The organism is Ralstonia sp. 22111, assembly GCF_052045895.1.
GTDB lineage: Bacteria > Pseudomonadota > Gammaproteobacteria > Burkholderiales > Burkholderiaceae > Ralstonia > Ralstonia wenshanensis.
Genome location: NZ_JBQEPR010000016.1, coordinates 1 through 24,472 on the forward strand (window position 1 = coordinate 1; position 24,472 = coordinate 24,472).

Below are 24,472 nucleotides of genomic sequence, written 5' to 3' on the forward strand. Positions count from 1 at the left end.
GTGCCGCGACCCGAAATCGAGAACACGTCTTCCACCGGCATCAGGAACGTACCGTCAACAGCGCGCTCCGGCGTCGGGATGTAGGTGTCCAGTGCGTCGGCCAGGTTCATGATGGCCACTTCGCCCAGTTCGCCCTTGTCGCCTTCCAGCGCCAGCTTGGCCGAACCCTTGATGATCGGGGTGTCGTCGCCCGGGAAGTCGTACTTCGACAGAAGTTCGCGCACTTCCATCTCGACCAGCTCCAGCAGCTCGGCGTCGTCCACCATGTCGCACTTGTTCAGGAAGACGATGATGTACGGCACACCAACCTGGCGGGCCAGCAGGATGTGCTCACGCGTTTGCGGCATCGGGCCGTCAGCGGCCGAGCACACCAGGATTGCGCCGTCCATCTGGGCAGCACCGGTAATCATGTTCTTGACGTAGTCGGCGTGGCCCGGGCAGTCAACGTGCGCGTAGTGTCGGTTAGCCGTTTCGTACTCGACGTGTGCGGTGTTGATCGTGATGCCACGCGCTTTCTCTTCCGGCGCCGCATCGATCTGGTCGTATGCCTTGGCGGCACCACCAAACTTGGTCGCCAGCACGGTCGTGATCGCTGCGGTCAGCGTCGTCTTGCCGTGGTCAACGTGACCAATCGTACCAACGTTCACGTGCGGCTTGGTCCGCTCGAACTTTTCCTTTGCCATGTCAGCTCCTCAATTCGGAATCGGCTAATTACTAGATTTGGATGCAGGCAGCACGCACACGCGCGCCGCCCAAAACACGTTGATTACTTCGTACCCTTGGCAGCCATCACAGCTTCGGCGATGTTCTTCGGTGCCTCAGCGTATTGCTTGAATTCCATGGTGTACGTGGCGCGGCCTTGCGTCTGCGAGCGCAGCGACGTCGAATAACCGAACATTTCCGACAGCGGGACTTCGGCCTTGATGATCTTGCCGCCGCCCACCATGTCGTCCATGCCCTGCACGATGCCGCGGCGGGACGACAAGTCGCCCATCACGGTACCCGTGTAGTCTTCCGGCGTTTCCACTTCCACAGCCATCATCGGCTCGAGCAGAACCGGGGTGGCGCGGCGCATGGCTTCCTTGAAAGCCATCGAACCGGCCATGCGGAACGCGTTTTCGTTCGAGTCCACGTCGTGGTACGAACCGAACGTCAGCGTGACCTTCACGTCCACCACCGGGAAGCCCGCCAGAATACCGGCCGGCAGCGTGTCGACGATACCCTTCTCGACCGCCGGGATGTATTCGCGAGGAATCACACCGCCCTTGATGGCGTCGACGAACTCGAAGTTCTTGCCAGCCTTCTTCGCCTCGTCATCCGCCGGCTCGAGCGTGATCACAGCGTGACCATACTGACCGCGACCGCCGGACTGCTTGACGAACTTGCCTTCGACGTCTTCAACCTTCTTGCGGATGGTTTCGCGGTAGGCAACTTGCGGGGCGCCGATGTTGGCTTCCACACCGAATTCGCGCTTCATGCGGTCGACCAGAATTTCGAGGTGGAGCTCGCCCATACCCGAAATGATGGTCTGGCCCGATTCTTCATCGGTACGCACGCGGAACGACGGATCTTCAGCAGCCAGGCGGTTCAGGGCGATACCCATCTTTTCCTGGTCAGCCTTGGTCTTCGGCTCGACAGCCTGCGAGATCACCGGCTCCGGGAACACCATGCGCTCGAGAATGATCGGAGCGCTCGGGTCGCACAGCGTGTCACCCGTGGTGGCGTCCTTCAGGCCCACTGCAGCGGCGATGTCGCCTGCCAGCACTTCCTTGATTTCTTCGCGCTGGTTGGCGTGCATCTGCAGAATACGGCCCAGACGCTCCTTCTTCTGCTTCACCGGGTTGTACACGGTGTCGCCCGAGTTGATCTTGCCCGAGTAGACGCGGAAGAAGATCAGCTGACCAACGAACGGGTCGGTCATGATCTTGAACGCCAGCGCCGAGAACTTCTCGTTGTCGTCTGCCTTGCGCTCGAGCTTCTTCTCTTCGTCGTTTTCGTCAATGCCTTGAACCGGCGGAATGTCGACCGGCGACGGCAGGAAGTCGATCACGGCGTCGAGCATACGCTGCACGCCCTTGTTCTTGAACGCGGTGCCGCACAGCATCGGCTGAATTTCGCAGGCGATGGTACGGTCGCGCAGCGCCTTGACGATCTCAGCACGGGTCAGCTCTTCGCCGCCCAGGTACTTTTCCATCAGCGCTTCGCTGGCTTCAGCAGCCGACTCGACCATCTTCTCGCGCCACTCGTTGCACGTGTCAACGAGTTCAGCCGGAATGTCGGTGTATTCGAACTTCACGCCTTGGCTGGCTTCGTCCCAAATGATCGCCTTCATTTCCAGCAGATCGACGACGCCCTGGAAGCCGTCTTCAGCGCCGATGGGCACTACGACGGGCACCGGGTTGGCCTTCAGACGGGTCTTCAGCTGGTCGTAGACCTTGAAGAAGTTCGCGCCGGTACGGTCCATCTTGTTGACGAACGCCAGACGCGGCACCTTGTACTTGTTGGCCTGGCGCCAGACGGTTTCCGACTGCGGCTGCACGCCACCCACTGCGCAGTAGACCATGCACGCGCCGTCGAGCACACGCATGGAACGCTCCACCTCGATGGTGAAGTCCACGTGGCCCGGGGTGTCGATGATGTTGAAGCGGTGCTCGGGATAGTTGCCGCCCATGCCCTTCCAGAAGGCGGTGGTAGCAGCAGACGTGATGGTGATGCCGCGCTCTTGCTCCTGCTCCATCCAGTCCATGGTGGCAGCGCCATCATGCACTTCACCGATCTTGTGGTTCACACCGGTGTAGAACAGGATCCGCTCGGTCGTGGTGGTCTTGCCGGCGTCGATGTGAGCGGAAATACCGATGTTACGGTAGCGCTCAATGGGGGTCTTACGAGCCACGGTTAATCCTCAGATTCGTCAACGGGGCGCCGGCCCATGGCCAAGCGCCCCTAATACAAATGGGCGAGATGTGCGCACACAGCCCGCCCAGCAACCAACAACGTCTCGCGTCGCTTAGAAGCGGAAGTGCGAGAACGCCTTGTTGGCTTCAGCCATGCGGTGCACTTCGTCGCGCTTCTTCATGGCGCCGCCACGGCCTTCCGAGGCTTCGAGCAGCTCACCAGCCAGACGCAGGGCCATCGACTTCTCGCTGCGCTTCTTCGCAGCTTCCCGCAGCCAACGCATCGCCAATGCCAGACGACGCGACGGCCGGACTTCGACCGGCACCTGATAGTTGGCGCCACCAACACGACGGCTCTTCACTTCGACCACCGGCTTGATGTTGCCGATTGCCAGCGTGAACACCTCGATAGGCGCCTTGCCTGCTTTCTTTTCGATCTGGTCGAACGCACCGTAGACGATACGTTCAGCCACCGACTTCTTGCCGTCCAGCATCAGGACGTTCATGAACTTGGCGACTTCCACATTGCCGAACTTCGGGTCCGGCAGAATTTCCCGCTTGGGGACTTCACGACGACGTGGCATCTTCTTTCCTTCTCTGTTCAGTTGAGAACCGCTTCGGTTCTCCGGCCACCAACTAGCTTGTCTTCCAACAATCTGAGCCGGGTGACCACTTACTCGACGGTGCCAGTGCGGTCAAAAAACGCACCGTTGTACCGCCTGCTCATGACAAGACCGTGACCGCAAAAGCGGCGCGATCTCACTGACGACTTAGGCCGCCTTCGGACGCTTCGCGCCGTACTTCGAACGCGCTTGCTTACGGTCCTTGACGCCTTGCAGGTCAAGGGAGCCGCGCACGATGTGGTAACGCACACCCGGCAAGTCCTTCACACGGCCGCCGCGGATCAGCACGACGCTGTGTTCTTGCAGGTTGTGGCCTTCACCGCCGATGTACGAAATGACTTCGAAACCGTTGGTCAGGCGCACCTTGGCGACCTTACGCAGTGCCGAGTTCGGCTTCTTCGGCGTCGTGGTGTACACGCGGGTGCACACGCCGCGACGCTGCGGGCAGTTCTCAAGTGCCGGGCTCTTGCTCTTCAGCTTTTCCGAGACGCGGGGCTTGCGAACCAGTTGATTGATGGTTGGCATTGTTCAATCCAGCTTGGTTTTTGAAAAATCGCCGGTTCACATAACGTGAACGCCTCATTTGTGAGGCGGACGGCGCAATCGGGTTTTATGGAAGTGGCGAGCAGAACGCTCTGAAGGGAGGACCTGCGGGAACAGATCAAGACCAAAGAGCGCGAGCCCGTCTGATTCAGATGTCTTGCACAGCGCTTTGCCGGGCAGGGACGCGCGAAACCAGAAGCCAAAAACTCGAATCTGGCACTATAGCTGGCTGTCTGGCAAGCGTCAAGCGCGCCACCAGTCTGGCGACGCCCGAGCAGGTCAGCAACGGCGGGGTGTGGCGCCAATGGCACGCGGCGCACTCGCCGGCCACAGAAAAACGAGCGCAGCCGCCGCCACAAACCCAAGCGCCAAGACGGATACGCCGATCCAGCCGGCCCCAGCCCATGCCACGCCAGCCAAGCCACCGCCTGCGGCTGCACCAAAGAAGAACGCACCGGTGTACAGACCATTTACGCGCCCGCGAATCTCAGGAGACAGTGTGTTGACCATATAGCGACCGAGCGCCTGGTCGCCGATGGCACCGAAGTCGAGCAGTAGCGCCGCAGCTACCAACATTGTCAACATGGCGGGGACGCTGAGCCCAGGCAACAGTGCCGAAGCCAGCGCCAACAGCAAACCCGTCGCCGCACTGCCGTGCGCGAGCAGCGTACCCACGCGCACCAAGCCGCGATCGGCCAGCCGTCCGGCGATAGGCGCGGCCACGACCCCAGCCGCGCCGCACAGCGCAAAGATGCCGATGCCGTTCTGCGAAAGATGGAATGGCGCTGCCGCCAGCCGCAGTGCGACAGCCGTCCAGAACAACGTGAACGCGGCCATCAGCAAGGCCTGGGTGGCGGCGCGGCGGCGCAACAACGGTTCGCTACGCAGCAGTCGCCCGTACGAGCCCAGCAGTGCGCCGTACGACAGCGTGCGCGGCGGCACGAAGGTGGGCATCACGCGCGGCAGGAAGACAGCCAACACGGCAATCGCCACCGCCGATGTGCCGTAGAACGCCCGCCAGCCCCACTGCGCCGCGATCAGGCTGGCCGCCGGGCGCGAAAGGAGGATGCCGAGGTTCAGGCCGATCATGATGTCGCCGAGCACACGCCCGCGCCGATGGTCTGCGGCGAGGCGCCCCGCCAGCGCAATCAGCATCTGAATGACCGTCGACGTGAGGCCGATGGTGAAGGCAGCCAGCATCAGCACTTGGCCGCTGTGCGCGACAGTGGTCAGCGCCAGCGAAGCCACCGCGCCCCACAGGGTGCGCGAGGCGAGCGTGCGGTTGTCCTGCAGGTCGGTCAGCGGCATCAGGAGCAACAGGCCGATGCCATAGCCGATAAGGGTGGCGGTCACCAGCAGCCCCGTGGCGGCCGTGGTCCAGCCGATGCTCGCGGCGATCTCGGCAACGAGTGGCTGGATGCCGAACAGGTTGATGACGATGAGCCCGACAGCGGCGGCAAACAAGGGCGTGGCGCCGTCGGGGAGCCGATCGGCGGGTGGCGGGTTGGAAACGGCAACGGCAGGCGCTTCGGTAGTCATGATGAGCAGGACGAAGGATCGGAGCGCCCATCGTAGCCAGCCGATTCGCGCAGATTAAGGTAGCCTCTGGCGCAATATTGTTTCCACAGGCGCGCAAATATGGACCGGCTTTCTGACGTGGCGATCTTTGTGCAGGTGGTGGAGCGCGGCAGCCTGTCGGCGGCGGCGGATGCGATGGGGATGTCGCGCGGTGTGATCAGTAAGGCGCTGGCGCGGCTGGAGGCGCGGCTGCAGACGCGTCTGCTGCAACGGACAACGCGGCGCCTGTCGCTCACCGAAGCGGGCGCGGCGTTCTTCGAAAAAAGCCGCGAAGGACTGGCGCTCGTCGATGCGGCAGAGCAGGCCGTGACCGCGTTACGCGACGAGGCGCGCGGCACGCTGCGGGTGTCAGCGCCGGCCTCGTTTGCAGTGACATTGCTGGCGCCGCTGTTGGGCGCATTCCAGGCGCGCTACCCTGCCGTGCAGATCGATCTGGACATGAACGACCGCTACGCCGATCTTGTCGCCGGGCGCATCGACGTGGCGATCCGCATTGGCATGCTGGAGGACTCATCGCTGGTGGCGCGGCGGCTGGCGAGTTGCGCGCACGCCATCTACGGGGCGCCGTCGTATTTTCGCGAGCGGGGCATTCCGCAGTCGCCGGAGGATTTGCGCAACCACAACTGCCTCGTCTACGCCAATTACGACGGGCCGCACGACTGGGTGCTGACGGACGCCGCGGGCCAGCGCCACATCGCCCACGTGAATGGTTCGATGCTGGCCAACAACAGCCTCGTGCTGCGCGAGGCGGCGCGTTCAGGGCTGGGCGTTTCGCTGGGGCCGGCGTATCTGGTGCGCGACGATATTGCGGCCGGCCGGCTGCAGGCGGTGCTGACGGACTACACGGCGCGGGAGGTGCCGCTGCACGCCGTGTTCACACAACGTGTGCACCTGCTGCCGAAGGTGCGGGCGTTTGTCGATTTTCTGGGCGATCACCTGAGCCGCACCGGCGTAATGGGACCATTGCCGCTGTCCGCTTAGACTTGCTCGCGGCATTTCTCCAGCACGTCGAGCAGCGCCTGGCCGTAGCGGTCCAGCTTGGCCATGCCAATGCCCGGGAGCTCGCCGAGCGCTTCGCGCGAATCCGGATCGGTCTCGGCGATGCGCGCGAGCGTGGCGTCGTGGAAGATCACATATGCCGGCACACTGTGCTCACGCGCGGCCTGCGTCCGCCAGGCACGCAACGCCTGCCAGCGCACCTGCGCCTCGGCGGAAAGCTCCGCGGCCGGATCGGCGCGACGCTCCTTCTTCGCCGACGACGAAGACGCACCACGTACCTTCTCGACCTGACGACGCAGGATCACCGACTGCGCGCCCTTGAGCACGGGGCGGGCCGCGTCGGTCAGGATCAGTGCGCCGTGGCCGCCGTGATCCACCGCAAACAAGCCCTGCGCGACCAACTGTCGGAACACGCCGCGCCACGCGGCTTCTGACAAATCGCTGCCGATGCCGAAGGTCGACAGCGTCTCGTGATGCCACTGCTTGACGCGCTCGGTCGCGTTGCCCCGCAGGATGTCGATGAGTTGTCCCGCGCCAAAGCTCACGCGGCTGGCCTGCTGGACGCGGTATGCGCACGACAGCGCCATCTGCGCCTCGCGCGTGGCGTCCCAGGTTTGCGGCGGCGTCAGGCACGTATCGCAGTTGCCGCACGGCTGGCTGCTTTCACCAAAGTACGCAAGCAGCGCCACACGGCGGCAGCTTGCGGCTTCGCAAAGGCCGAGCAACGCTTCGAGCTTGGCGGTTGAGACGCGCTTGTGCACATCGTCCGCATCGGACTCATCGATCATGCGGCGCTGCTGCACCACGTCAGACAAGCCATACGCCATCCACGCGTTGGCGGGCATGCCGTCGCGGCCTGCGCGGCCGGTTTCCTGGTAATAACCTTCGAGGCTCTTGGGCAAATCGAGGTGCGCAACGAAACGCACGTCGGGCTTGTCGATGCCCATGCCAAAGGCGATGGTCGCCACCATGACGACGCCCTCCTCCTTGCGGAAGATTGCCTGATGGCGGGCGCGCACTTCGGAGTCCATCCCGGCGTGATACGGCAGCGCGCGGATGCCCTGCTCGGCCAGCCACTGCGCGGTCTCCTCCACCTTCTTGCGCGACAGGCAGTAGACGATGCCGGCGTCGCAGGTGTCACCGTCCATGTGTTCGGCGCGAATGAAGCGCAGCAGCTGCTGGCGCGCGCTGTCCTTCTCGACGATGGTGTAGCGGATGTTCGGGCGATCGAAGCTGGAGAGGAAGACGCGCGCGTCCGTCAGCGCCAGCCGTTCAACGATCTCGTCGCGGGTGACGGCATCGGCCGTGGCGGTGAGCGCAATGCGAGGCACGTGCGGGAATCGCTCGTGCAGCACGGAAAGCTGGATGTACTCGGGCCGGAAATCGTGCCCCCATTGCGACACGCAGTGCGCTTCGTCGATGGCGAACAGGCCAATGCGCGATCGCTCAAGCAGCTCGAGGAAGCGCGGCGTCATCAGCCGCTCGGGCGCCACGTAGACGAGATCCAGCCGCCCCGCCGCCAGATCGCGCTCGACCTGGGCAGCCTCGGCGCCTGTCAGCGCGGAGTTGAGATACGCGGCGCGCACGCCGGCTTCTTCCAGCGCGGCCACCTGATCCTGCATCAGCGCGATCAGCGGCGAAACCACAATGCCGGCGCCCTGCCCGCGCCGGTGCCGCACGAGTGCCGGGATCTGATAGCAGAGCGATTTGCCCCCGCCGGTGGGCATCAGCACGAGGCAATCGCCGCCGTCCGCCACATGGGTGACGATCTCCGCCTGCGGGCCGCGGAAGGCGCTGTAGCCGAACACATCGTGCAGCACCGCATGCGTGGCGGCGGCGGTGTCTTCGGGCAGCGCCTGCAGCGCGTGGTCTATGGCGGGGGAGTCGTACATCGGGGCGGCGGGTGCGCGCGGTGTCACGCGTGGCTGGGCGAAACCGCTATTGTGACAAACCCCGCCGCAGGGTAGTCAATCAGGACAGTCGGATTGTCGGCAACGCCGCCTTCAAACCTTGCGCGCAACGATGCGATGGATCGTCCGCCCCGACGACTGGCTGACAGCCGCTTCGTCAAAGACGAGTTCGGTGCCGGCCAGCGCCTGGCGCACAGGTGCCGCATCGAACGACGTGAACAGCCGGCCGCGTCCATCGCGCTGATCGGCCTCAGGCGTGACCCGCCAGCTCAGGTACAGCGTGCCCTCCGGGCGCAGCAGCGACACCAGGCGCTCCACCGACGCACCAATCTGCTCGGGCGGCAAATGCATGATGACGGTCTCGCAGATGACGTTGTCGAACGCGCCTTCGGCAATGCCGACCAATTCGGGCAAGAGCGCCTGCCGGAACGACAGCCCCGGATATTGCTCGCGTGCCGCTTCCAGCAGCGCGGCAGACGCGTCGTAACCGACCGCCGGATAACCGTTGGCATTGAGCCACGCCACCTCGCGCCCCGCGCCGCAGCCGATGTCGGCGGTGGCACCGCCTGCCTTGAACTCGCGGCGCAGCAGCGCGTACAGATCTTCAGGCGCAGGCTGGTCGCGCCACTCCTGCGCGAAGGTTTCTGCGAGCGCGTCGTAGGCGGCAACGGTCTGCGTGTCCATGGCGATCCTATTTCATTGTGAAACTGCGTAGCAGCGTCAGATCGCCGGCCTTGCGCATCGGCACGACAAACGTCTGCTGGCGTTCGGACGGCGTGTTCTCGTCGGTGATGATGGTGACGGTGGCGGTCGTGATCGCGCTGCGGTCATTGCCGCTGCCGTAGTAATTCACGTAGACGAGATACGTGCCGGGCACGGGCGCCGGGTTCGAATAGATTTCCGGACCATAGCCGGTGGTGACGTCCACGTCGAGCGCGCCGCCGTTTTCGACCACGCGGTTGCCGTACCAGGCGTGCTGTCCGTCGGGCGAAATGACATGCAGGTCGAGATCGGTGCCGTCGGTGTCCCACGACAGGACCACGCGCAAACGCGGACGCTGCTTGCCGGAGTAGCTGTCGTAGAACTGCACGCGCTTGGCGTCGCCGCGCGCGCTGCGCACCTCGACGCTGTTGCTGCCCGCGCCAAATGCATACGGGCGCGAGAACGTGCCGTCGGCCTCGATGCGCTGCGGCATGGCCACGCCGTTGACGATCAGCGTACCGACCGAGGAGCCATCGGCGCCACGGCGGCGGCGCGGCTTGTTTTCTTCCGTTGCTGCGGCAGTCTTCGGCTGATTGCGGATGCGCCCGGCGATCATCGACGCGATGCCCTGCCCTTGCGGCGTCGACACCGACACCGCCGGGTAATGCACGTCCTGCGTATAGCGGGATTCGTCGCCCGCCGAATTGCGCCAGCCGTTGAGCGGCGCGGTGATCTCGATATTCCCGGCGTCGGTTTGCGCCAGCACGCCGCCAGCGGCCGCAGACGTGGCAAACGCGATGGCAGCGGCGAGACGGAAAGTGGAAGGCATCATGTGCGTCACGTCAGAAGCGGATCGATTTCATCAGCGCCAGCTCGCCGATCTTGCGCAGCGGCACGCTGACGAACTCGCGCCGCTCGTTGGGCGTGTTCTCGTTATAGATCAGCGTCAGTTGCGCGGTGATGAGATCGCGATCGTGCGCCTTTTCGTCGAAGTTGTAGCCGCCGGCGTTGAAGTTGCCCCAGTAGTTCACGTAGAACAGCCACACGCCAGGACGCGGCGCGGCGGTCGAGAAGATCTCAGGGCCGGCGCCGTCGACGCTGTCCACGTCGAGCCCACCGCCGTCGGAGAGCAGCGGCTGCGCCCAGAACGCGTGATCGCCAATCGGCGAAATGACGTGCATGTCGACCTCGGCGCGCGGATCGTCCCACGTGAGGATGGCGCGCAGCTTGGCCGACGTCTTGGTGGTGTCGGCCTCGTAGAACTGCAGGCGTTGGCGCGACTGGCCGTCGGGGCTCACGATTTCGACGCTGTTCGAGCCCGGGCCGAACGCCCACGGGCGCGCGAAGCGGCCTTCGCCATCGCCATACAGCGGCATCGCGTTACCGTTGACGACGAGCACTGGCGGGCGGCGCTGCTTGCCGGCCGCGCGAATGCGCCCGGCAATGAGCGTGCGGTACTTTTGCGCGCCACGGTCCACGGGCGGTTTTGGATACGCCGCGGTGTACTGCTCCAGCTCGTTGGTCAGCTTGCTGTTGCGCCAGCCGCCGATCGGCCCCTCCAGATCGGCCACCGGCTCAGCCAGCGCCGATGCGGCCAGCAGCAGCGCAACGGCGCCCAGCGCCAAGCGCGTCATCCCACTCTTCACAGCAAACCCTCCCCTCGGATCAGGCGACGCGCCATCGCCTCGACAAACTGTTCGTCCTGCCCGCGCGGGTGACGCGCAAAGGCGAGGTGCAGATATTCGTGCGTCAGTGCGATGCGGTCTTCCTCGGTGGCAAACCGGTGCACGTAGAGCCGGTTGCGGCGCGCGTCGGCATACGGGCGGCCCTCTTGTACGACGCACACGGCCGGCAGCGGCGGTGTCTCGTAGCCGGGCTCGGCATTCAGGCGCGCGGACCAACCCGGCGCGCGCGCCTGCAGCCACTGCTGCGCGCCCGCCACGGGTGAACAATCCCCCGCCACCGGGCTCTGGAACGACGTGAGCGTCGCCTGCGGCCACCACTGCGCGAGAATCGCGTCAAACCCCTGGCCGCGCTGGGCAGCGGCACGCGCGGCGGTCCAGCTCATCTGGCCGCGTGCGCTGATGGTGCCGTGGTACTGCACGGACTGGCCGGTTAGGACCAGCGTGTCGGTAAATTCGGCTGCGTTGCGCGCGGCGGCCAGCGGTGGACGCGGCAGCACGCGCTGCGTGCGCGAGCTGTCGGCGATGCGGTAGCAGCCCTTGTCGCGCGAGGCGTGCTGCACAAGGTAGCTGCGTGCCGCCACGGCCAACGCACGCGCGGCCTGTGGCCCAGCGAGTTCGCCTTCGCGCTCGACCACGCGCGCCACGTAGTCGTTCATGCCCAGGCGGCCCGTAATGACCGGCATGTTGTTCTGGCGCGCGAGCGTCAACTCGCCCTTGCTCTCGATCGGCAGCGTGTTGCCGTTGACGAAGCGCACGGCGTAGCGGCCTTCCAGACGACCGGCCGCGACCGGCTTGCCGCTGGCATCGCGCACCTCGCGAATCGGGTAACGCGCGAAGAAGTCCACCGCGACGCAGGCATCATCGTCGGGCACGGGCGTCTGCTCGATCAGCGGCGTCAGGCGCGGTGCGGCAGCGGCCAGCACCTGCTTGCTCGACCCGGCACCGCCCAGCCAGACGGGCGTGCCGTCGGCCAGCCAGCCCGCGGCCCCGCCGATCGACGCGCCGGGCCGCTGCGGGTCGGGCATCGTCCACGTCTTGGCGCGCAGCAGACCGCCGAAGTCCGACACCGTGCCCTCGCCGCGCCCGATGGTCAGCACGGAGACGAGTGTCTGCGCGGCAGTTTCGCGCCCCTCGGCCGGAACGCTGCGCAGCGCGGTGAGTAGATCCGCGACCGGCACGCGATGCGTCGGCTGCATGGCACGCAGGTCGCGCAGCCACGTGGGCGATCCGGCTTGCTGCCAAAAGCGGCGCCAGTCCGCGCGGTCCAGCCCGAGACGCGCCGGTTCGAAATAGCGTCCGCACGACTGGATGAGCGCGCGCTCGCGGTCGACGCTGTTGCCGGCGGTGCAGCAGTAGACCTCTTCGGCGTCGTTGCCGTGGCACGTGTAGTCGGGCGTGCTGATGCGGCGCGAGACGAGGTAGCTGTAGACGAAGAGTTTCCAGACGCTGCCGAGCGGTGTTTCGGCGTCGCGCGGCAAGGCGGTGGCTTGCGGCATACCGCCGGCCGGGTCAGCGCCGAATTGCCAGAGCTTGGCTTCGTCGCCTTGCAAAGCGGCATATCGCAGCTGCGGAACGGGCTGGCCAACCGGCGCGGCGATGGCGTGCACAGCCTGCCCGGCAAGCACGCAGGCGCCGGCAGCCCAGAACAGGCCGGTCAGCACACCACGCGCGAGCAGGCGGGAAGGCATCGCCAGATCACTCCACCTTGAACGGATAGCTGGCCGTCTTGCCGTCGCCCTGGAACGCCTTGGCTTCCGGCTGGTACATGCGGAAGTAGCGCACCGGCGGCAACGCAAAGCGGCCCGGTAGCGAGAAGCGCACCAGCTGGCGCAGCACGGTCGGGCGCTCCAGCGCGGGCACCGGCTGGTTGTACGAGAGCTGGCCCATTTCGTACGCGGCCTTGCGCTCGAACGCCTGCGCGCCGTTGCCTTCGTTCGGCTCGCCCTTCAGGCCGTCGATCTGGATGCCCCACGTGGTGGCTTCCACTTCGGCGCCCGGCGGCAGTGGCACTTCGACCAGGCCGTAGCGGTACGTGCCCTGGCGCGGCGTCAGCACCACCTCGTCGACGTAGAGTGCATTGCTGTCGAGCGTGTCGCCCGGCTTGACCGGCTTGGCGGTAAAGGCGATGCCGCTGCTGCTGTCGGCCGCCGGCTGCTTGGGCGCTTTCGGGTCCGGCTTGGCCGGCGCCGAATCGATCGGCTCCAGACGGTACAGCTTGCGCTCCACCGTGATCGGCAGCTTGGAGGCCTCTGCCGCGCGGCTGCGGTACGACACGATGGCCGATTGCGTGGTCACGTCGGTCGGAGCCGCCGTCAGGTCCAGCGCGGCGGGCACTTGCGCGCCAGTCCAGCGCCACGTCGGCACACCGACCGGAGAGCGCGTCGCCTGCCAGCCACCAGCCGCAACAGCCGGTTGGATGGCGGCAACGCTCGCGCCTTGCAGACCGCCCAGACCCTTCTGCAGCCAGACCAGCGCGACAGCGCGATCCATCGTCGGCATGGCAGCGCTGGCGCGGGCCAGCAGCGGGCCCGGATCGGCAGCCGAGCGCCCGCCGCCCATCAGCAGGAGGCTTTGCACCAGCGGCGAGGTGTCGGCGGCCAGCGCATTGCGGGCAGCAATGTCAGCAGAGACAAGCGCTTCCGGCACCGGCTGGCCGACTTGGCGCATCAGTTGTGCCGTCAGCACCGTCGCCACCTGGCGGCCGCGCGGCGAATCCGGCGCCACGAAGATCAGGCTGTCACCCGCTGCAGGATCGGCATCGGCTGGGGCCTTGGCCGCCTTGCCGCCACTGGGCGCAAGCTCGTTCGCCACGCCCGACAGCGGTGTTGCCACCGGCAGGCCCATCTCGTTGGCAAACCACAGCGCCAGCGCGCGGTGCAGCAGCGGCTCGTTCTGGCTGGTGCGCTTGTAGGCTTCGAGCACCTGCTTCCAGTTGTCTGCCGGCAGGCTGATGCCGACCGAGCGGCTGGCGAGCCAATCCGCGTAATACGCATACGACGTGATCAGCGCGCTGCTGGTGGTCAGCTCGCCCCACCAGCCGAAGGTGCCGTTGGTGCCGGCCAGCAGTGCCAGACGCTGGCGTTGCGTGCGCAGCAGCGCGTCGACGCCTTGCGTGCCGGCCGGGCCGCCGTCGCCCAGTCGCGTGCCGGTGGCCGCGAGACTTTGCTGAGCGATTGCCAGCGGGATCAGGCGGCTGGCGGTCTGCTCCGCGCAACCGTACGGATATTCGATCAGGTCATCGGCCACACGAGCAAACTGGCTGGCCGTGTTGCCGACCACGCGCAGACGCACGTCGCGCGCATCGGCGGGCAGGCCCAGCGGCAGGCGCGTGCCTTGCAGCTGCGTGAGCGGAACGACGTTTTCACGGTCCGCCAGCCAGCCCGTTGCGTCCAGCTTGAGCGTGGTCTGCAGGCGGTCCGAAACCTTGTCGTCCTGCTTCAGCTCGGCATTCACGACACCCGCCTGCAGCGCCGTGACGGGTGCGCGCAGGTAGTTGGCACCGCGCTTGAGCGTCACGCGCTGGTTGATGTTCAGGCCGGCGCCCGAGACGATCCAGTCAGCGGTGATGTCCTTGTCGGTCTGATTGAAGGCGACCATGTCCAGGCGCGGCTGATCGCTTTCGCGGAAGCGTTGGGGGCCGGTCCACTTCAGATACAGCGGCTTGTCGGAGCGGATGCTTGCCGTGCGCTGGCCAACGATGCCGTCCGATGCGCCGGTGGTGGACACGGCGCGCACCGTGATGCGCCAGCGCGCCAGCGAATCCGGCATCTTGAAGGTCATGCGCGCACGGCCATCGGCGCCGGTCTGCAGGTTGGCGACCCAGGCAGCGGTGTCCTTCTCGTCGCGGCGCGGGCGCTCAAGCACCTTCACGCCGCGCTCGTTATGGCGGCCGTACGTGCCGCCCGGCTTGCCCGGCAGCGAGGCCAGCGCCAAGTCGTAGCTGATGAAACTCTGGCTCGATGTGGTGCGCACGCTGTTGCGGCGCGGGTGATAGAAGAAGTCGACGATGCTAGGCGCCACTTCAGGCTGCAGCACGTAGATCATTTCGTCGACCACCGACACGGTCAGGTTGGCCGGCACCGGCTTGCCCGCCAGCGCGCTGGTCAAGTCCAGCGTGACGGTTTCGCCCGGGGCGTAGACGGCCTTGTCGGCATGCACGCCCAGGTCCAGCGTCGGTTGGGTGACGACAATGCCGGCGTTCTGGAACACCATGTCGCCGTCGCGCACGTACAGCACCGAGAACGTCATGTTGGGCGCGAACTCCGCACCGATCTTGATGCGCGCGCGGTACTGCGACGGCGTGACCTTCTGCAGGCTGAGCCATTCGCCGCCGCGCGTGAGCAGCGCGTGGCGCTCGACCTTGTCGCGCTCCAGCGTGAGCAGCGCATCGTCCACCGGCAGCGGGAACGTGATCAGCGCTTCGGCCGTGTCGCCAATCTGGTAGCGATCGCGGTCGAACACCATTTCGATGTTGCCCGGCACGGTCTGCACGCCATCGCCGGCCACCCAGTGGCTGGACGCGGCGAGCAGGTTGCCGGCCGCATCGCGCACCGACAGCGTGTACGAACCCGGCTGGTCGAACTTGACCGGGAACGTGGCGTTGCCCTTGGCATCCGGCGCCAGCGTGCCTTCGGTGCGCGTGCGCGTTTCGAGGCGCACCAGATCCCACTTGGCGGGCGGCGCGCTGGCACCGCTTGCGCCGCTCACAACCGGCATCGGCGTGAGCGTGAACGACACGTTCTGCCCCGGCGTGGTGAAGTTCGACGTGGTAGACAGCTTGTACGGCGTCGCGCCACGTGCGATCAGCAATTCGCGCGTCACCTTCACACGGTACGCCGCACCGTCGTTGGCAAACACGGTCACGACGTAGCGGCTCGGTTCCTTGGCGGCGGGCAGTTCCAGCTTGGCGTTGCCGTCGCCGTCGGTGGTCAGCTCCTGCTGCTCCAGCTTGACGGGGAACAGCCCCGCGTAACGCAGCTCGCCCTCCACCATCGTCACCTGCTGCGCGCGCAGGCTGACCGACACCTTGCCGTTCTTGACCGGCTTGCCGTCTGGATAGCGCAGGCTGATCTTACCCTTGACCGCTTCGCCCGTGCCGTAGCTGGTCTTGTCCAGCGAGAGGTTCACGTCAAAGTGCGGCTTGATGTATTCGGCCACGCGGAAAGCGCCGCCATAGGTGCCGCCGTTGTAGTCGAAGCGCAGCGAATAGCCGCCGGCCGGGGCGTTGGACGGCAGCGTAAAGCGTGCGTCCGCCCCGGTCTCGCCCGCCAGGCGCGTGGTCGTCGTGGCCACCGGTGCACCATTCGGGTCGAGCACTTGCAGCTTGATGTCGCCGGCAGCCGGCACGGTCGACTCGGTCGCGTTCTTGAAGTTGCGGCCGATGAACTTGACGTTCACTTCGTCGCCCGGGCGATACAGCGGGCGATCGGTGAAGGCGTACAGCTTGGTGTTGTAGATCTCGCTGTCGTAATAGAAATTCTCGGAGATGAACACGCCGCCCGCGCGATCGTTGCCGATCACGTAGCTGCGCTCAGGCGACACGTGGCGCAGGTCGGCTGTGCCATCGGCTTCGGTGGTGCCCGAGGCCAGCACGCCCACGCCGTCGGTCCAGCTCACCGACGCGCCGCCGACGGGCTTGCCGCTCTTGCGCTCAGCCGTCCACACCATCATCCCCTGCGAGGTGCCCTTGGTGACGGCCACGGTGTCCGACACGAACAGCAGCGTGTGCGCACGGTACGCGCCAATCACCGCTTCAACGATGTACAGACCTGCAGGCAGCTTGCCGACCGGAATCATCACGTTGCCGGCGTTTTGCGGCATCCATTCGCTGCTGCTGCCCTCGAGCTGCACGTCCTTGGGCGGCGCGATCGGTTTGGCATCCCAGATGGGGTAGCGGAAGCGGCCCAGCAGTTCGTAGCCCTTGAGCGGCGCGTACTGCGGGTTGTTCGAGAAGCGCGTGGGCGCGGTCATCTGGTCGCCCATGCTGAACTGCGGCGCGGTCTCCACGGCCTTGCTGCGTGTGGCGAACGACAACACACGCTGCCAGGCGCGGCGGGCCTGGCGCGTCCAGTTGTCCCACAGATAGGCGAGCGTGTTGGCCAGGCCTTCGCCCGTGTAGTTGGCCTTGACGTCGATGCGGTGCAGGTTCTTCTGCGCCTTCAGAAATTCCAGCGGCTGCGGCACGCGGTAGACGAGGATGTCAGCGCCGCCGTAGCGGGAGAGTTCGTCCTTGTACTCGCGGCCCGGCGCTTCAAGACGGACCATCGCTTCCTGATCGGTGCCGTAGCTCGCATCCGACAGCAGGAAGAACGGCTGCCCCTTGAACGGCTCATAGCCGCTGCCCGGCACGTCGAACAGCGTGGGGTTCGGGGTTTCCGGCGCATCGGCCGCATGCGCTGCCGGCACCGAAACGACGAACGCCAGCACCGTCACGCAGACGGCGGCGACGAGATTGAACGACAGCCAACGGTTGCGCATGAGTTTTTCTACCGTGTCAAAAAGGCCAGACGAAACACGCCGATGAAGTTGGGGTTGCCGCTCTGCGGCTGCCAGCGCGAGTCTTTCCATTGCATCAGTTCAGAAACCGGGACCGCGCGCAGGCCGTTGTCGGTGCGGGTGACGGTGCCGGTGTGGTAAGCGATGTAGCGATCCATCCAGATCATCAGATGCTGGTCGTCGCCTTGATCAAAGAAGAGCAGATCGCTCGGGAGTGCCTGGTTGACGTCGCGGGCGATGAATCGGCTGTTCTGCTGGATCAGCCCCAGCGCCGAGACATATGCACCGGTACTGCCATCGAAGCGTGCCCAACGCTGCGTGAGCGTGCGCTGGGCAGGTGTGAGATTCAGCTCGGGCGGCAGGTGTCGCGCAGATTCCGCATCGCGCATGCCGTTGGCGCGCAGCCAGCGGGCGTCGTGCGGGCGCAGCGCCTCGCCGGCGGCAAAGCGCACGAGGCCGGCGCAGTCGCGATGCGTCCAGCGCGGCGTCGGGCCTTGGCGGAGCTGCTCGTTGACGATGCGCACGAACCACGCACGGAACACGCTGGATTGGTCCGGCGTGAGTGCATCGGCATCCGCGGGAGCCGCGTCGGCCCAACCCGACAACGCATGCACAGACGGAGCGAGCAGGCAGGCGCCCGCCGCCGTCAACCAACGGCGGCGGTTCAACGCGGCGGCCTGGGCGCGCAACGTCATTGCGTGCTGGTGTTGGCTTCGGAGGCGGAAGCCGCAGCCGCTGTGGTCGGCGCATCGGCCGCCGGGGCTTGTGCTGCCGTTGCGTCAGCCGGCGGCGGCGTGCCATCGCCACCGGCAGGCAGACCGCGTCCGCTTGAGAGCCACGTCACCGGCACCCAGCCGCGCGACGACGGCACGCCGCCATCCAGCGCCAGCGACACCGGCGCGTACCGCGACAGCGCCTTGAGCTTCGGAAACAGATGCGTCTGCGCAGCGTTCAGGAACACCGCTTCCTGGTCGGCCGGCAGCGCTGCACCCGCTTCGCGGCGGACAAGCGGGGCGAGCGATGCGGGCGTCATGGTCAGGACGATGCGATCGGTCTTGTCCTTCGGCAGGCTGTCGGCCACTGCGGGGAAGCGCTTGGCGAGCACCGCCAAGGCGTCATCGACGAGGCGCGCGTCAGGCGAAAACACGACCACGTCTCCCGCAATCGCCAGCGTGACCGGGAAGTAGCGATCCGACGACAGCTGCGCCGCAAACGGTGCCCCCGCCGACTGCGCGGTACCGTAGCGCGCACTGACCGGCCGCTGCCACAGCGTGGCGTTGGCGGGCCCCTGCTTTGTCGTCACCGGCAGGCGCTTGTACGGACCGGACTTGTCGTCAGCCTGCGCCTTGGCTTCGTACGACCCGACAATCTGGCCGAACAGCGCACCGAGCGCCGGCTTGACGGCCTCGGCGTGCGACGCCGACGACAGCTTCGCCACGAACAACGGCGCCACCAGCGACGACTTGCCGTACCAGCACGCGGCCGCCGGCCCCGCAAACGCATCGCCAACATGCGCGGCGGCTTCGCTGATCTCCTTGGCGTCGCCTGCCACGGACTTCAGCAGCGTGCCTGCGGCCTTCCAATCAACCGGCAGCGTCGCGCATGCTGCAGGGTCAGACGGCAGCGCCCGCCACAGGCCGGCGTTGTCCCACTTGGCCGTCAGCCGGGCCGGGTCGATGAGCGCGGCACTCTGCCAGCCGTTGCCCGCGCCGTCTTTGCCCGCACCGAAGTCGAAACGCAGCGCTTCAATGCCGGGGAAGTATTGCTGATAACCGAACGACAGATAGTTGGCGCTCACCACAACGTGATGGCCCGTCGGCTCCTGCGCGGGCAGCGCGTACGCCGTGCCCTGAACATTGCGCCTGCCGGTATCGTCCGACAGCAGTGCCGCCAGCGCGCTGGCCTGCTTGGAAATCGGCTTGCCGTCCTTGTCCAGCAGGATGCCGGGCTCGGACAGCGCGATCAGCCGATCGCCCTTGCTGGCAATCAGGATCGAACGCGTGGCCGACAGCCTGAGCGCATAGACCGGCGCGCCCGAATCGCCCAGCCCATCGGCGACTTTGGTGAGCTGCGTATCGCTCGTGGCCACCGTGCCGACGGCTTCCAGCGCCTTGGCCAGGCCGTTGCGCTGCATCGAGAGCACCCAGTAGCGCAGCTTGTCGTCCGGGCCGCGCCACAGCATCACGCGGGCGGGCTCGTCAAACACGTGCTTGAGCACCGTCTCGGCCAGGTCGAGCTTCTGCTCGTACGCCAGGCGGCGCAGCGCCCCGGCCACCGAGAGACGGTCTTCGTTGCCTTCGTAATAGGCGACGAAATCTTCGGTCAGCACGTCGCGCAGCAGCGGCACACGCAGCACGTCGCGCGGCAGTTGCGACAGGCTTTGGCTGTCGATCAGGGCGTCGGGATAGGTCAGGTCGAGCTGGACCTGACGGGCGTGCAGCGCGCGCGCGCGGCCAAACGGGTGCCAGACCATCTGCACCACCGCCGCGCCGGCAACGACCAGGGCGACCGCGCCAACCGCGATCTGCTTGCGTGTGAGCTTCATGGAGGAATCGTCGGCAAGACTGGAAGGGCCGGCGCCTTGCTGAAACCTGCTCCGCTGGAGGGCGCGCAGATTGTAAAAAGTGCCGGTCTATAACCGCGAAATCATAGCGGTTGGCATGTTAAGGCGGGTTAACGTCTCAAGAAAATACGACTCGGGCGGCGCCAGTGTTGCTGGGCGTCTGCACACGGCGCCTCGGCAAAAAGCCGGCAAAAAAAAAGCCCGGCACATGGCCGGGCTTTGATGGTGTTGCTTGGCTCGCTTACGCGTCGCCTTCTTGCTGAACGGCAGGCGTTTCGAAGATCGAAGCGGCTTCTTCTTCGGCAATCGCCGCAGCGCGGTCGCGGTCGGCCACTTCCTTCGCCTTGCGGGCGCGGTGGTAAGCCAAGCCGGTACCGGCCGGGATCAGACGGCCAACGATGACGTTTTCCTTCAGACCACGCAGGTCGTCGACCTTGCCCATGATGGCGGCTTCGGTCAGCACGCGCGTGGTTTCCTGGAACGACGCCGCCGAGATGAAGCTGTCGGTCGACAACGATGCCTTCGTAATACCCAGCAGCAGGTTCTCGTAGGTCGCCGGACGCTTGCCCAGCGCGATCACCTTGTCGTTCTCGTCGAGCAGGTCCGAACGCTCCACCTGTTCACCTGGGATGAAGCGGGTGTCGCCGGTATCGACGATCTGCACGCGACGCAGCATCTGACGAACAATCACTTCGATGTGCTTGTCGTTGATCTTCACGCCTTGCAGACGGTACACGTCCTGCACTTCGTCGACGATGTAGGTCGCCAGCTCTTCCACGCCCTTCAGACGCAGGATGTCGTGCGGGTCGGCCGGGCCTTCGACGATCATTTCGCCCTTGTTGACCACTTGGCCGTCGTGCACCAGCACCTGCTTTTCCTTGGCGATCAGGAACTCGTGGGCGTTGCCGTCGAGATCCGTAATCACCAGGCGCTGCTTGCCCTTGGTGTCCTTACCGAACGAAGTCGTACCGGTGACTTCCGCGAGCACGGCGGCGTCCTTCGGCGAACGGGCTTCGAACAGCTCGGCCACACGCGGCAGACCACCGGTAATGTCACGCGTCTTCTGCGATTCGGTCGGGATACGTGCGAGCACTTCACCCACGTGCACTTGCTGACCGTCCTTCACGGTGATCAGCGCGCCCACCTGGAAGCCGATGGTCACGGAGTGGTCCGTGCCCGGAATCTTCACTTCAGCACCCGACGAGTCGAGCAGCTTCACCTGCGGACGGATGCCCTTCGTGGCAGCGGTACGACGCTTCGCATCGATCACCACCAGCGTCGACAGACCAGTCACTTCGTCCATCTGCTTGGCGACGGTCACGCCTTCTTCGACGTTCTCGAACTTGATGGTGCCCGAGTACTCCGAAATGATCGGTCGCGTCAGCGGATCCCACGTGGCGAGCTGCGTGCCGGCCTTGATGGACTGGCCATCCTTGACCAGCAGCGTCGCGCCGTACACGATCTTGTGGCGCTCGCGCTCACGGCCGTGGTCGTCGGTGATCAGCGCTTCGCCCGAACGCGAGATGACGATCTGCTCGCCCTTCGCGTTGGTGACGTAACGCATGGTCGCCGTGAAGCGCACGGTACCGGTTGCCTTCGCTTCCACGCTCGATGCCACTGCCGCACGCGATGCCGCACCACCGATGTGGAACGTACGCATCGTCAGCTGCGTGCCCGGCTCACCGATCGACTGAGCAGCGATCACACCCACTGCTTCGCCGGAGTTCACCAGCACACCGCGGCCGAGGTCGCGACCGTAGCACTTGGCGCACAGGCCGTAGCGCGTATCGCAAGACAGCGGCGTGCGAACCTTCACTTCGTCCACGCCCAGCGCGTCGATCAGGTCGACCATGTCTTCGTCGAGCAGCGTGCCGGCTTCGATCGCGGTTTCCTGCGTTTCCGGGTTCACCACGTCGTTGACGACCACGCGGCCCAGGATACGGTCGCGCAGGGCTTCGATCACTTCACCGCCTTCGACCAAGGCCTTCATGGCCACGCCGTTGGAGGTGCCGCAATCGTCTTCCACCACCACCAGATCCTGCGTCACGTCGACCAGACGACGGGTCAGGTAACCCGAGTTCGCCGTCTTCAGTGCCGTATCCGCCAGACCCTTACGTGCACCGTGGGTCGAGATGAAGTACTGCAGAACGTTCAGGCCTTCGCGGAAGTTCGCGGTAATCGGCGTCTCGATAATCGAGCCGTCCGGCTTGGCCATCAGGCCACGCATACCGGCGAGCTGACGGATCTGCGCTGCGGAACCCCGTGCGCCCGAGTCGGCCATCATGTAGATGGAGTTGAACGACTCTTGCTTGACGGTGTTGCCGTTGCGGTCGACCACGTCTTCGGTCTGGAGCTGCTCCATCATCGCCTTGCCCACCTGGTCGCCGGCGGCGCCCCAGATGTCCACGACGTTGTTGTAACGCTCCTGATCCGTCACCAGACCCGACATGTACTGCTTGTCGTATTCCTTCACCTTGGCAGCCGCCTCGGAGATGATTTTCTCCTTGGCCGGCGGCACCAGCATGTCGTCGATGGCGATCGAGATACCGGCGCGCGTTGCCAGGCGGAAGCCCGACTGCAGCAGCTTGTCAGCGAAGATCACGGTTTCGCGCAGACCGCACTTGCGGAACGCCGTGTTGATCAGGCGCGAAATTTCCTTCTTCTTCAGCGGCTTGTTCAGCACCGAGAACGGCAGACCCTTCGGCAGGATCTCCGACAGGATCGCGCGACCGACCGTGGTGGCCTGCAGCGTGATCTTCGGCGCGAAGCGGGCATCGCCGTCGGCTTCCGGGTTCACCAGGTCGTACTCGGTGATCCGCACGTTCACGCGCGAAGCCAGTTCGACTTCCTTGTTCTCGTAGGCGCGGATCACTTCCGAGATGTCGGCGAACGTCATGCCTTCACCGCGGCCGTTGATCTTGTCGCGGGTCGTGTAGTACAGACCCAGCACCACGTCTTGCGACGGCACGATCGACGGATCGCCGTTGGCCGGGAACAGCACGTTGTTCGACGCCAGCATCAGCGTGCGCGCTTCCATCTGCGCTTCGAGCGACAGCGGAACGTGAACAGCCATCTGGTCACCGTCGAAGTCGGCGTTGAACGCCGCGCAGACCAGCGGGTGCAGCTGGATGGCCTTGCCTTCGATCAGCACCGGCTCGAACGCCTGGATACCCAGACGGTGCAGCGTCGGCGCACGGTTCAGCATCACCGGGTGTTCGCGGATCACCTCTTCGAGGATGTCCCACACCACCGGCGTCTGGCTTTCCACTTCCTTCTTCGCCGCCTTGATCGTGGTGGCGATGCCCATCGTTTCCAGCTTGTGGAAGATGAACGGCTTGAACAGCTCGAGCGCCATCAGCTTGGGCAGGCCGCACTGATGCAGCTTCAGCGTCGGGCCCACCACGATGACCGAACGGCCCGAGTAGTCCACGCGCTTGCCCAGCAGGTTCTGACGGAAACGACCGCCCTTACCCTTGATCATTTCAGCCAGCGACTTCAGCGGACGCTTGTTGGCGCCGGTCATCGCCTTGCCGCGACGGCCGTTGTCCAGCAGCGAGTCCACGGCTTCCTGCAGCATGCGCTTTTCGTTGCGCACGATGATCTCCGGCGCCTTCAGCTCGAGCAGACGCTTCAGACGGTTGTTCCGGTTGATGACGCGGCGATACAGGTCGTTCAGGTCCGACGTGGCGAAACGGCCGCCGTCCAGCGGGACCAGCGGACGCAGCTCGGGCGGCAGCACCGGCAGCACTTCGAGGATCATCCAGTCCGGCTTGATGCCCGAACGCTGGAATGCCTCGAGCACCTTCAGGCGCTTGGCGAACTTCTTGATCTTGGCTTCCGAACCCGTGGCCTGCAGCTCGGCGCGGATCGTTTCGATCTGCTTCTCGATGTCGATGCCGCGCAGCAGCTCGCGAATGCCTTCGGCGCCCATCATGGCAACGAACTCGCCTTCGCCGTACTCGTCGCACTTGGCCAGGTAGTCGTCTTCCGACATGATCTGGCTCTTCTTGAGCGCGGTCATGCCCGGCTCAACCACGACGAATGCTTCGAAGTACAGCACGCGCTCGATGTCGCGCAGCGTCATGTCGAGCACCATGCCCAGACGCGACGGCAGCGACTTCAGGAACCAGATGTGCGCGGTCGGCGCAGCCAGTTCAATGTGGCCCATGCGCTCACGGCGCACCTTGGCCAGCGTCACTTCAACGCCGCACTTCTCGCAGATCACGCCACGGTGCTTCAGGCGCTTGTACTTGCCGCACAGGCACTCGTAGTCCTTGATCGGGCCGAAGATCTTGGCGCAGAACAGGCCGTCACGCTCGGGCTTGAACGTACGGTAGTTGATGGTCTCGGGCTTCTTGACTTCGCCAAACGACCACGAACGGATTTTCTCAGGCGACGCGAGGCCGATCTTGATCGCGTCAAACTGCTCTTCTTGCTGTACCTGACGGAATAGGTCGAGCAATGCTTTCATTCCAAACTC

The 24,472-nt window shown here is 65.4% G+C and carries 15 protein-coding genes; 1 reads left to right on the forward strand and 14 read right to left on the reverse strand.

What is annotated here, in order from left to right; all coding sequences use genetic code 11:
* From ACTJK4_RS24835 to ACTJK4_RS24855, 5 genes are all read right to left on the reverse strand, one after another.
* On the reverse strand, positions 1-683 hold a 683-nt coding region (locus ACTJK4_RS24835), incomplete at its 3' end, for a GTP-binding protein (protein ID WP_440819189.1).
* A gap of 83 nt (positions 684-766) precedes the next feature.
* The gene (fusA, locus tag ACTJK4_RS24840) at positions 767-2,893 is read right to left on the reverse strand and encodes an elongation factor G (protein WP_045203008.1); all 2,127 of its coding nucleotides are present in this window, start codon (positions 2,891-2,893) and stop codon (positions 767-769) included.
* A gap of 114 nt (positions 2,894-3,007) precedes the next feature.
* Positions 3,008-3,478, reverse strand: a complete 471-nt coding sequence (rpsG, locus tag ACTJK4_RS24845; protein WP_004634470.1) for a 30S ribosomal protein S7 — start codon at positions 3,476-3,478, stop codon at positions 3,008-3,010.
* A 186-nt stretch (positions 3,479-3,664) separates the two neighbouring features.
* Positions 3,665-4,042: a 30S ribosomal protein S12 gene (gene rpsL, locus ACTJK4_RS24850; protein ID WP_003265519.1), complete on the reverse strand. Its 378-nt coding sequence runs from the start codon at positions 4,040-4,042 to the stop codon at positions 3,665-3,667.
* Between the two features lie 297 nt (positions 4,043-4,339).
* Positions 4,340-5,599, reverse strand: coding sequence for an MFS transporter (locus ACTJK4_RS24855; RefSeq protein ID WP_440819190.1), 1,260 nt, complete (start codon positions 5,597-5,599; stop codon positions 4,340-4,342).
* A 99-nt stretch (positions 5,600-5,698) separates the two neighbouring features.
* On the opposite strand from ACTJK4_RS24855, the gene ACTJK4_RS24860 reads away from it, so the two are divergent.
* On the forward strand, positions 5,699-6,619 hold the full coding sequence (locus tag ACTJK4_RS24860; protein WP_232041197.1) for a LysR family transcriptional regulator: 921 nt from the start codon (positions 5,699-5,701) through the stop codon (positions 6,617-6,619).
* Here the strand turns inward: ACTJK4_RS24860 and recQ are convergent.
* The 9 genes from recQ to rpoC form a co-directional block, all read right to left on the reverse strand.
* Positions 6,616-8,529, reverse strand: coding sequence for a DNA helicase RecQ (recQ, locus tag ACTJK4_RS24865; RefSeq protein ID WP_414561168.1), 1,914 nt, complete (start codon positions 8,527-8,529; stop codon positions 6,616-6,618). The two genes, ACTJK4_RS24860 and recQ, sit on opposite strands and share 4 nt — an antisense overlap.
* A gap of 111 nt (positions 8,530-8,640) precedes the next feature.
* The gene (locus ACTJK4_RS24870) at positions 8,641-9,231 is read right to left on the reverse strand and encodes a class I SAM-dependent methyltransferase (RefSeq protein WP_440819191.1); all 591 of its coding nucleotides are present in this window, start codon (positions 9,229-9,231) and stop codon (positions 8,641-8,643) included.
* A gap of 7 nt (positions 9,232-9,238) precedes the next feature.
* Positions 9,239-10,081 carry a YfaP family protein gene (locus ACTJK4_RS24875; RefSeq protein ID WP_343662439.1) on the reverse strand — a complete coding sequence of 281 codons (843 nt, stop codon included), beginning with the start codon at positions 10,079-10,081 and terminating at the stop codon, positions 9,239-9,241.
* A gap of 10 nt (positions 10,082-10,091) precedes the next feature.
* Positions 10,092-10,883: a YfaP family protein gene (locus tag ACTJK4_RS24880; RefSeq protein ID WP_440819192.1), complete on the reverse strand. Its 792-nt coding sequence runs from the start codon at positions 10,881-10,883 to the stop codon at positions 10,092-10,094.
* A gap of 8 nt (positions 10,884-10,891) precedes the next feature.
* Complete coding sequence (locus ACTJK4_RS24885; RefSeq protein ID WP_440819193.1) at positions 10,892-12,622, reverse strand: YfaQ family protein; 1,731 nt, start codon at positions 12,620-12,622, stop codon at positions 10,892-10,894.
* 7 nt (positions 12,623-12,629) lie between these two features.
* Positions 12,630-17,411 (reverse strand): alpha-2-macroglobulin family protein, encoded by a 4,782-nt coding sequence (locus ACTJK4_RS24890; RefSeq protein ID WP_440819194.1) that lies wholly within the window; start codon positions 17,409-17,411, stop codon positions 12,630-12,632.
* Positions 17,412-17,419: 8 nt separating this feature from the next.
* Positions 17,420-18,124 carry a DUF1175 domain-containing protein gene (locus ACTJK4_RS24895; RefSeq protein ID WP_440819195.1) on the reverse strand — a complete coding sequence of 235 codons (705 nt, stop codon included), beginning with the start codon at positions 18,122-18,124 and terminating at the stop codon, positions 17,420-17,422.
* Positions 18,121-19,974 carry a DUF2138 domain-containing protein gene (locus ACTJK4_RS24900; RefSeq protein ID WP_440819196.1) on the reverse strand — a complete coding sequence of 618 codons (1,854 nt, stop codon included), beginning with the start codon at positions 19,972-19,974 and terminating at the stop codon, positions 18,121-18,123. The genes ACTJK4_RS24895 and ACTJK4_RS24900 overlap by 4 nt, the downstream gene beginning before the upstream one ends.
* Before the next feature lie 259 nt (positions 19,975-20,233).
* Positions 20,234-24,463: a DNA-directed RNA polymerase subunit beta' gene (rpoC, locus tag ACTJK4_RS24905; RefSeq protein ID WP_232041206.1), complete on the reverse strand. Its 4,230-nt coding sequence runs from the start codon at positions 24,461-24,463 to the stop codon at positions 20,234-20,236.
* Positions 24,464-24,472 lie beyond the last annotated feature (9 nt).

Excerpts from the sequence above, each read along its gene's own strand:
- rpsG (WP_004634470.1), bottom strand. The coding sequence starts at position 3,478 with ATGCCACGTCGTCGTGAAGTCCCCAAGCGGGAAATTCTGCCGGACCCG.
- rpsL (WP_003265519.1), bottom strand. The coding sequence starts at position 4,042 with ATGCCAACCATCAATCAACTGGTTCGCAAGCCCCGCGTCTCGGAAAAG.
- ACTJK4_RS24855 (WP_440819190.1), bottom strand. The coding sequence starts at position 5,599 with ATGACTACCGAAGCGCCTGCCGTTGCCGTTTCCAACCCGCCACCCGCC.
- ACTJK4_RS24860 (WP_232041197.1), top strand. The coding sequence starts at position 5,699 with ATGGACCGGCTTTCTGACGTGGCGATCTTTGTGCAGGTGGTGGAGCGC.
- recQ (WP_414561168.1), bottom strand. The coding sequence starts at position 8,529 with ATGTACGACTCCCCCGCCATAGACCACGCGCTGCAGGCGCTGCCCGAA.
- ACTJK4_RS24870 (WP_440819191.1), bottom strand. The coding sequence starts at position 9,231 with ATGGACACGCAGACCGTTGCCGCCTACGACGCGCTCGCAGAAACCTTC.
- ACTJK4_RS24875 (WP_343662439.1), bottom strand. The coding sequence starts at position 10,081 with ATGATGCCTTCCACTTTCCGTCTCGCCGCTGCCATCGCGTTTGCCACG.
- ACTJK4_RS24880 (WP_440819192.1), bottom strand. The coding sequence starts at position 10,883 with ATGACGCGCTTGGCGCTGGGCGCCGTTGCGCTGCTGCTGGCCGCATCG.
- ACTJK4_RS24885 (WP_440819193.1), bottom strand. The coding sequence starts at position 12,622 with ATGCCTTCCCGCCTGCTCGCGCGTGGTGTGCTGACCGGCCTGTTCTGG.
- ACTJK4_RS24890 (WP_440819194.1), bottom strand. The coding sequence starts at position 17,411 with ATGCGCAACCGTTGGCTGTCGTTCAATCTCGTCGCCGCCGTCTGCGTG.
- ACTJK4_RS24895 (WP_440819195.1), bottom strand. The coding sequence starts at position 18,124 with ATGACGTTGCGCGCCCAGGCCGCCGCGTTGAACCGCCGCCGTTGGTTG.
- ACTJK4_RS24900 (WP_440819196.1), bottom strand. The coding sequence starts at position 19,974 with ATGAAGCTCACACGCAAGCAGATCGCGGTTGGCGCGGTCGCCCTGGTC.
- rpoC (WP_232041206.1), bottom strand. The coding sequence starts at position 24,463 with ATGAAAGCATTGCTCGACCTATTCCGTCAGGTACAGCAAGAAGAGCAG.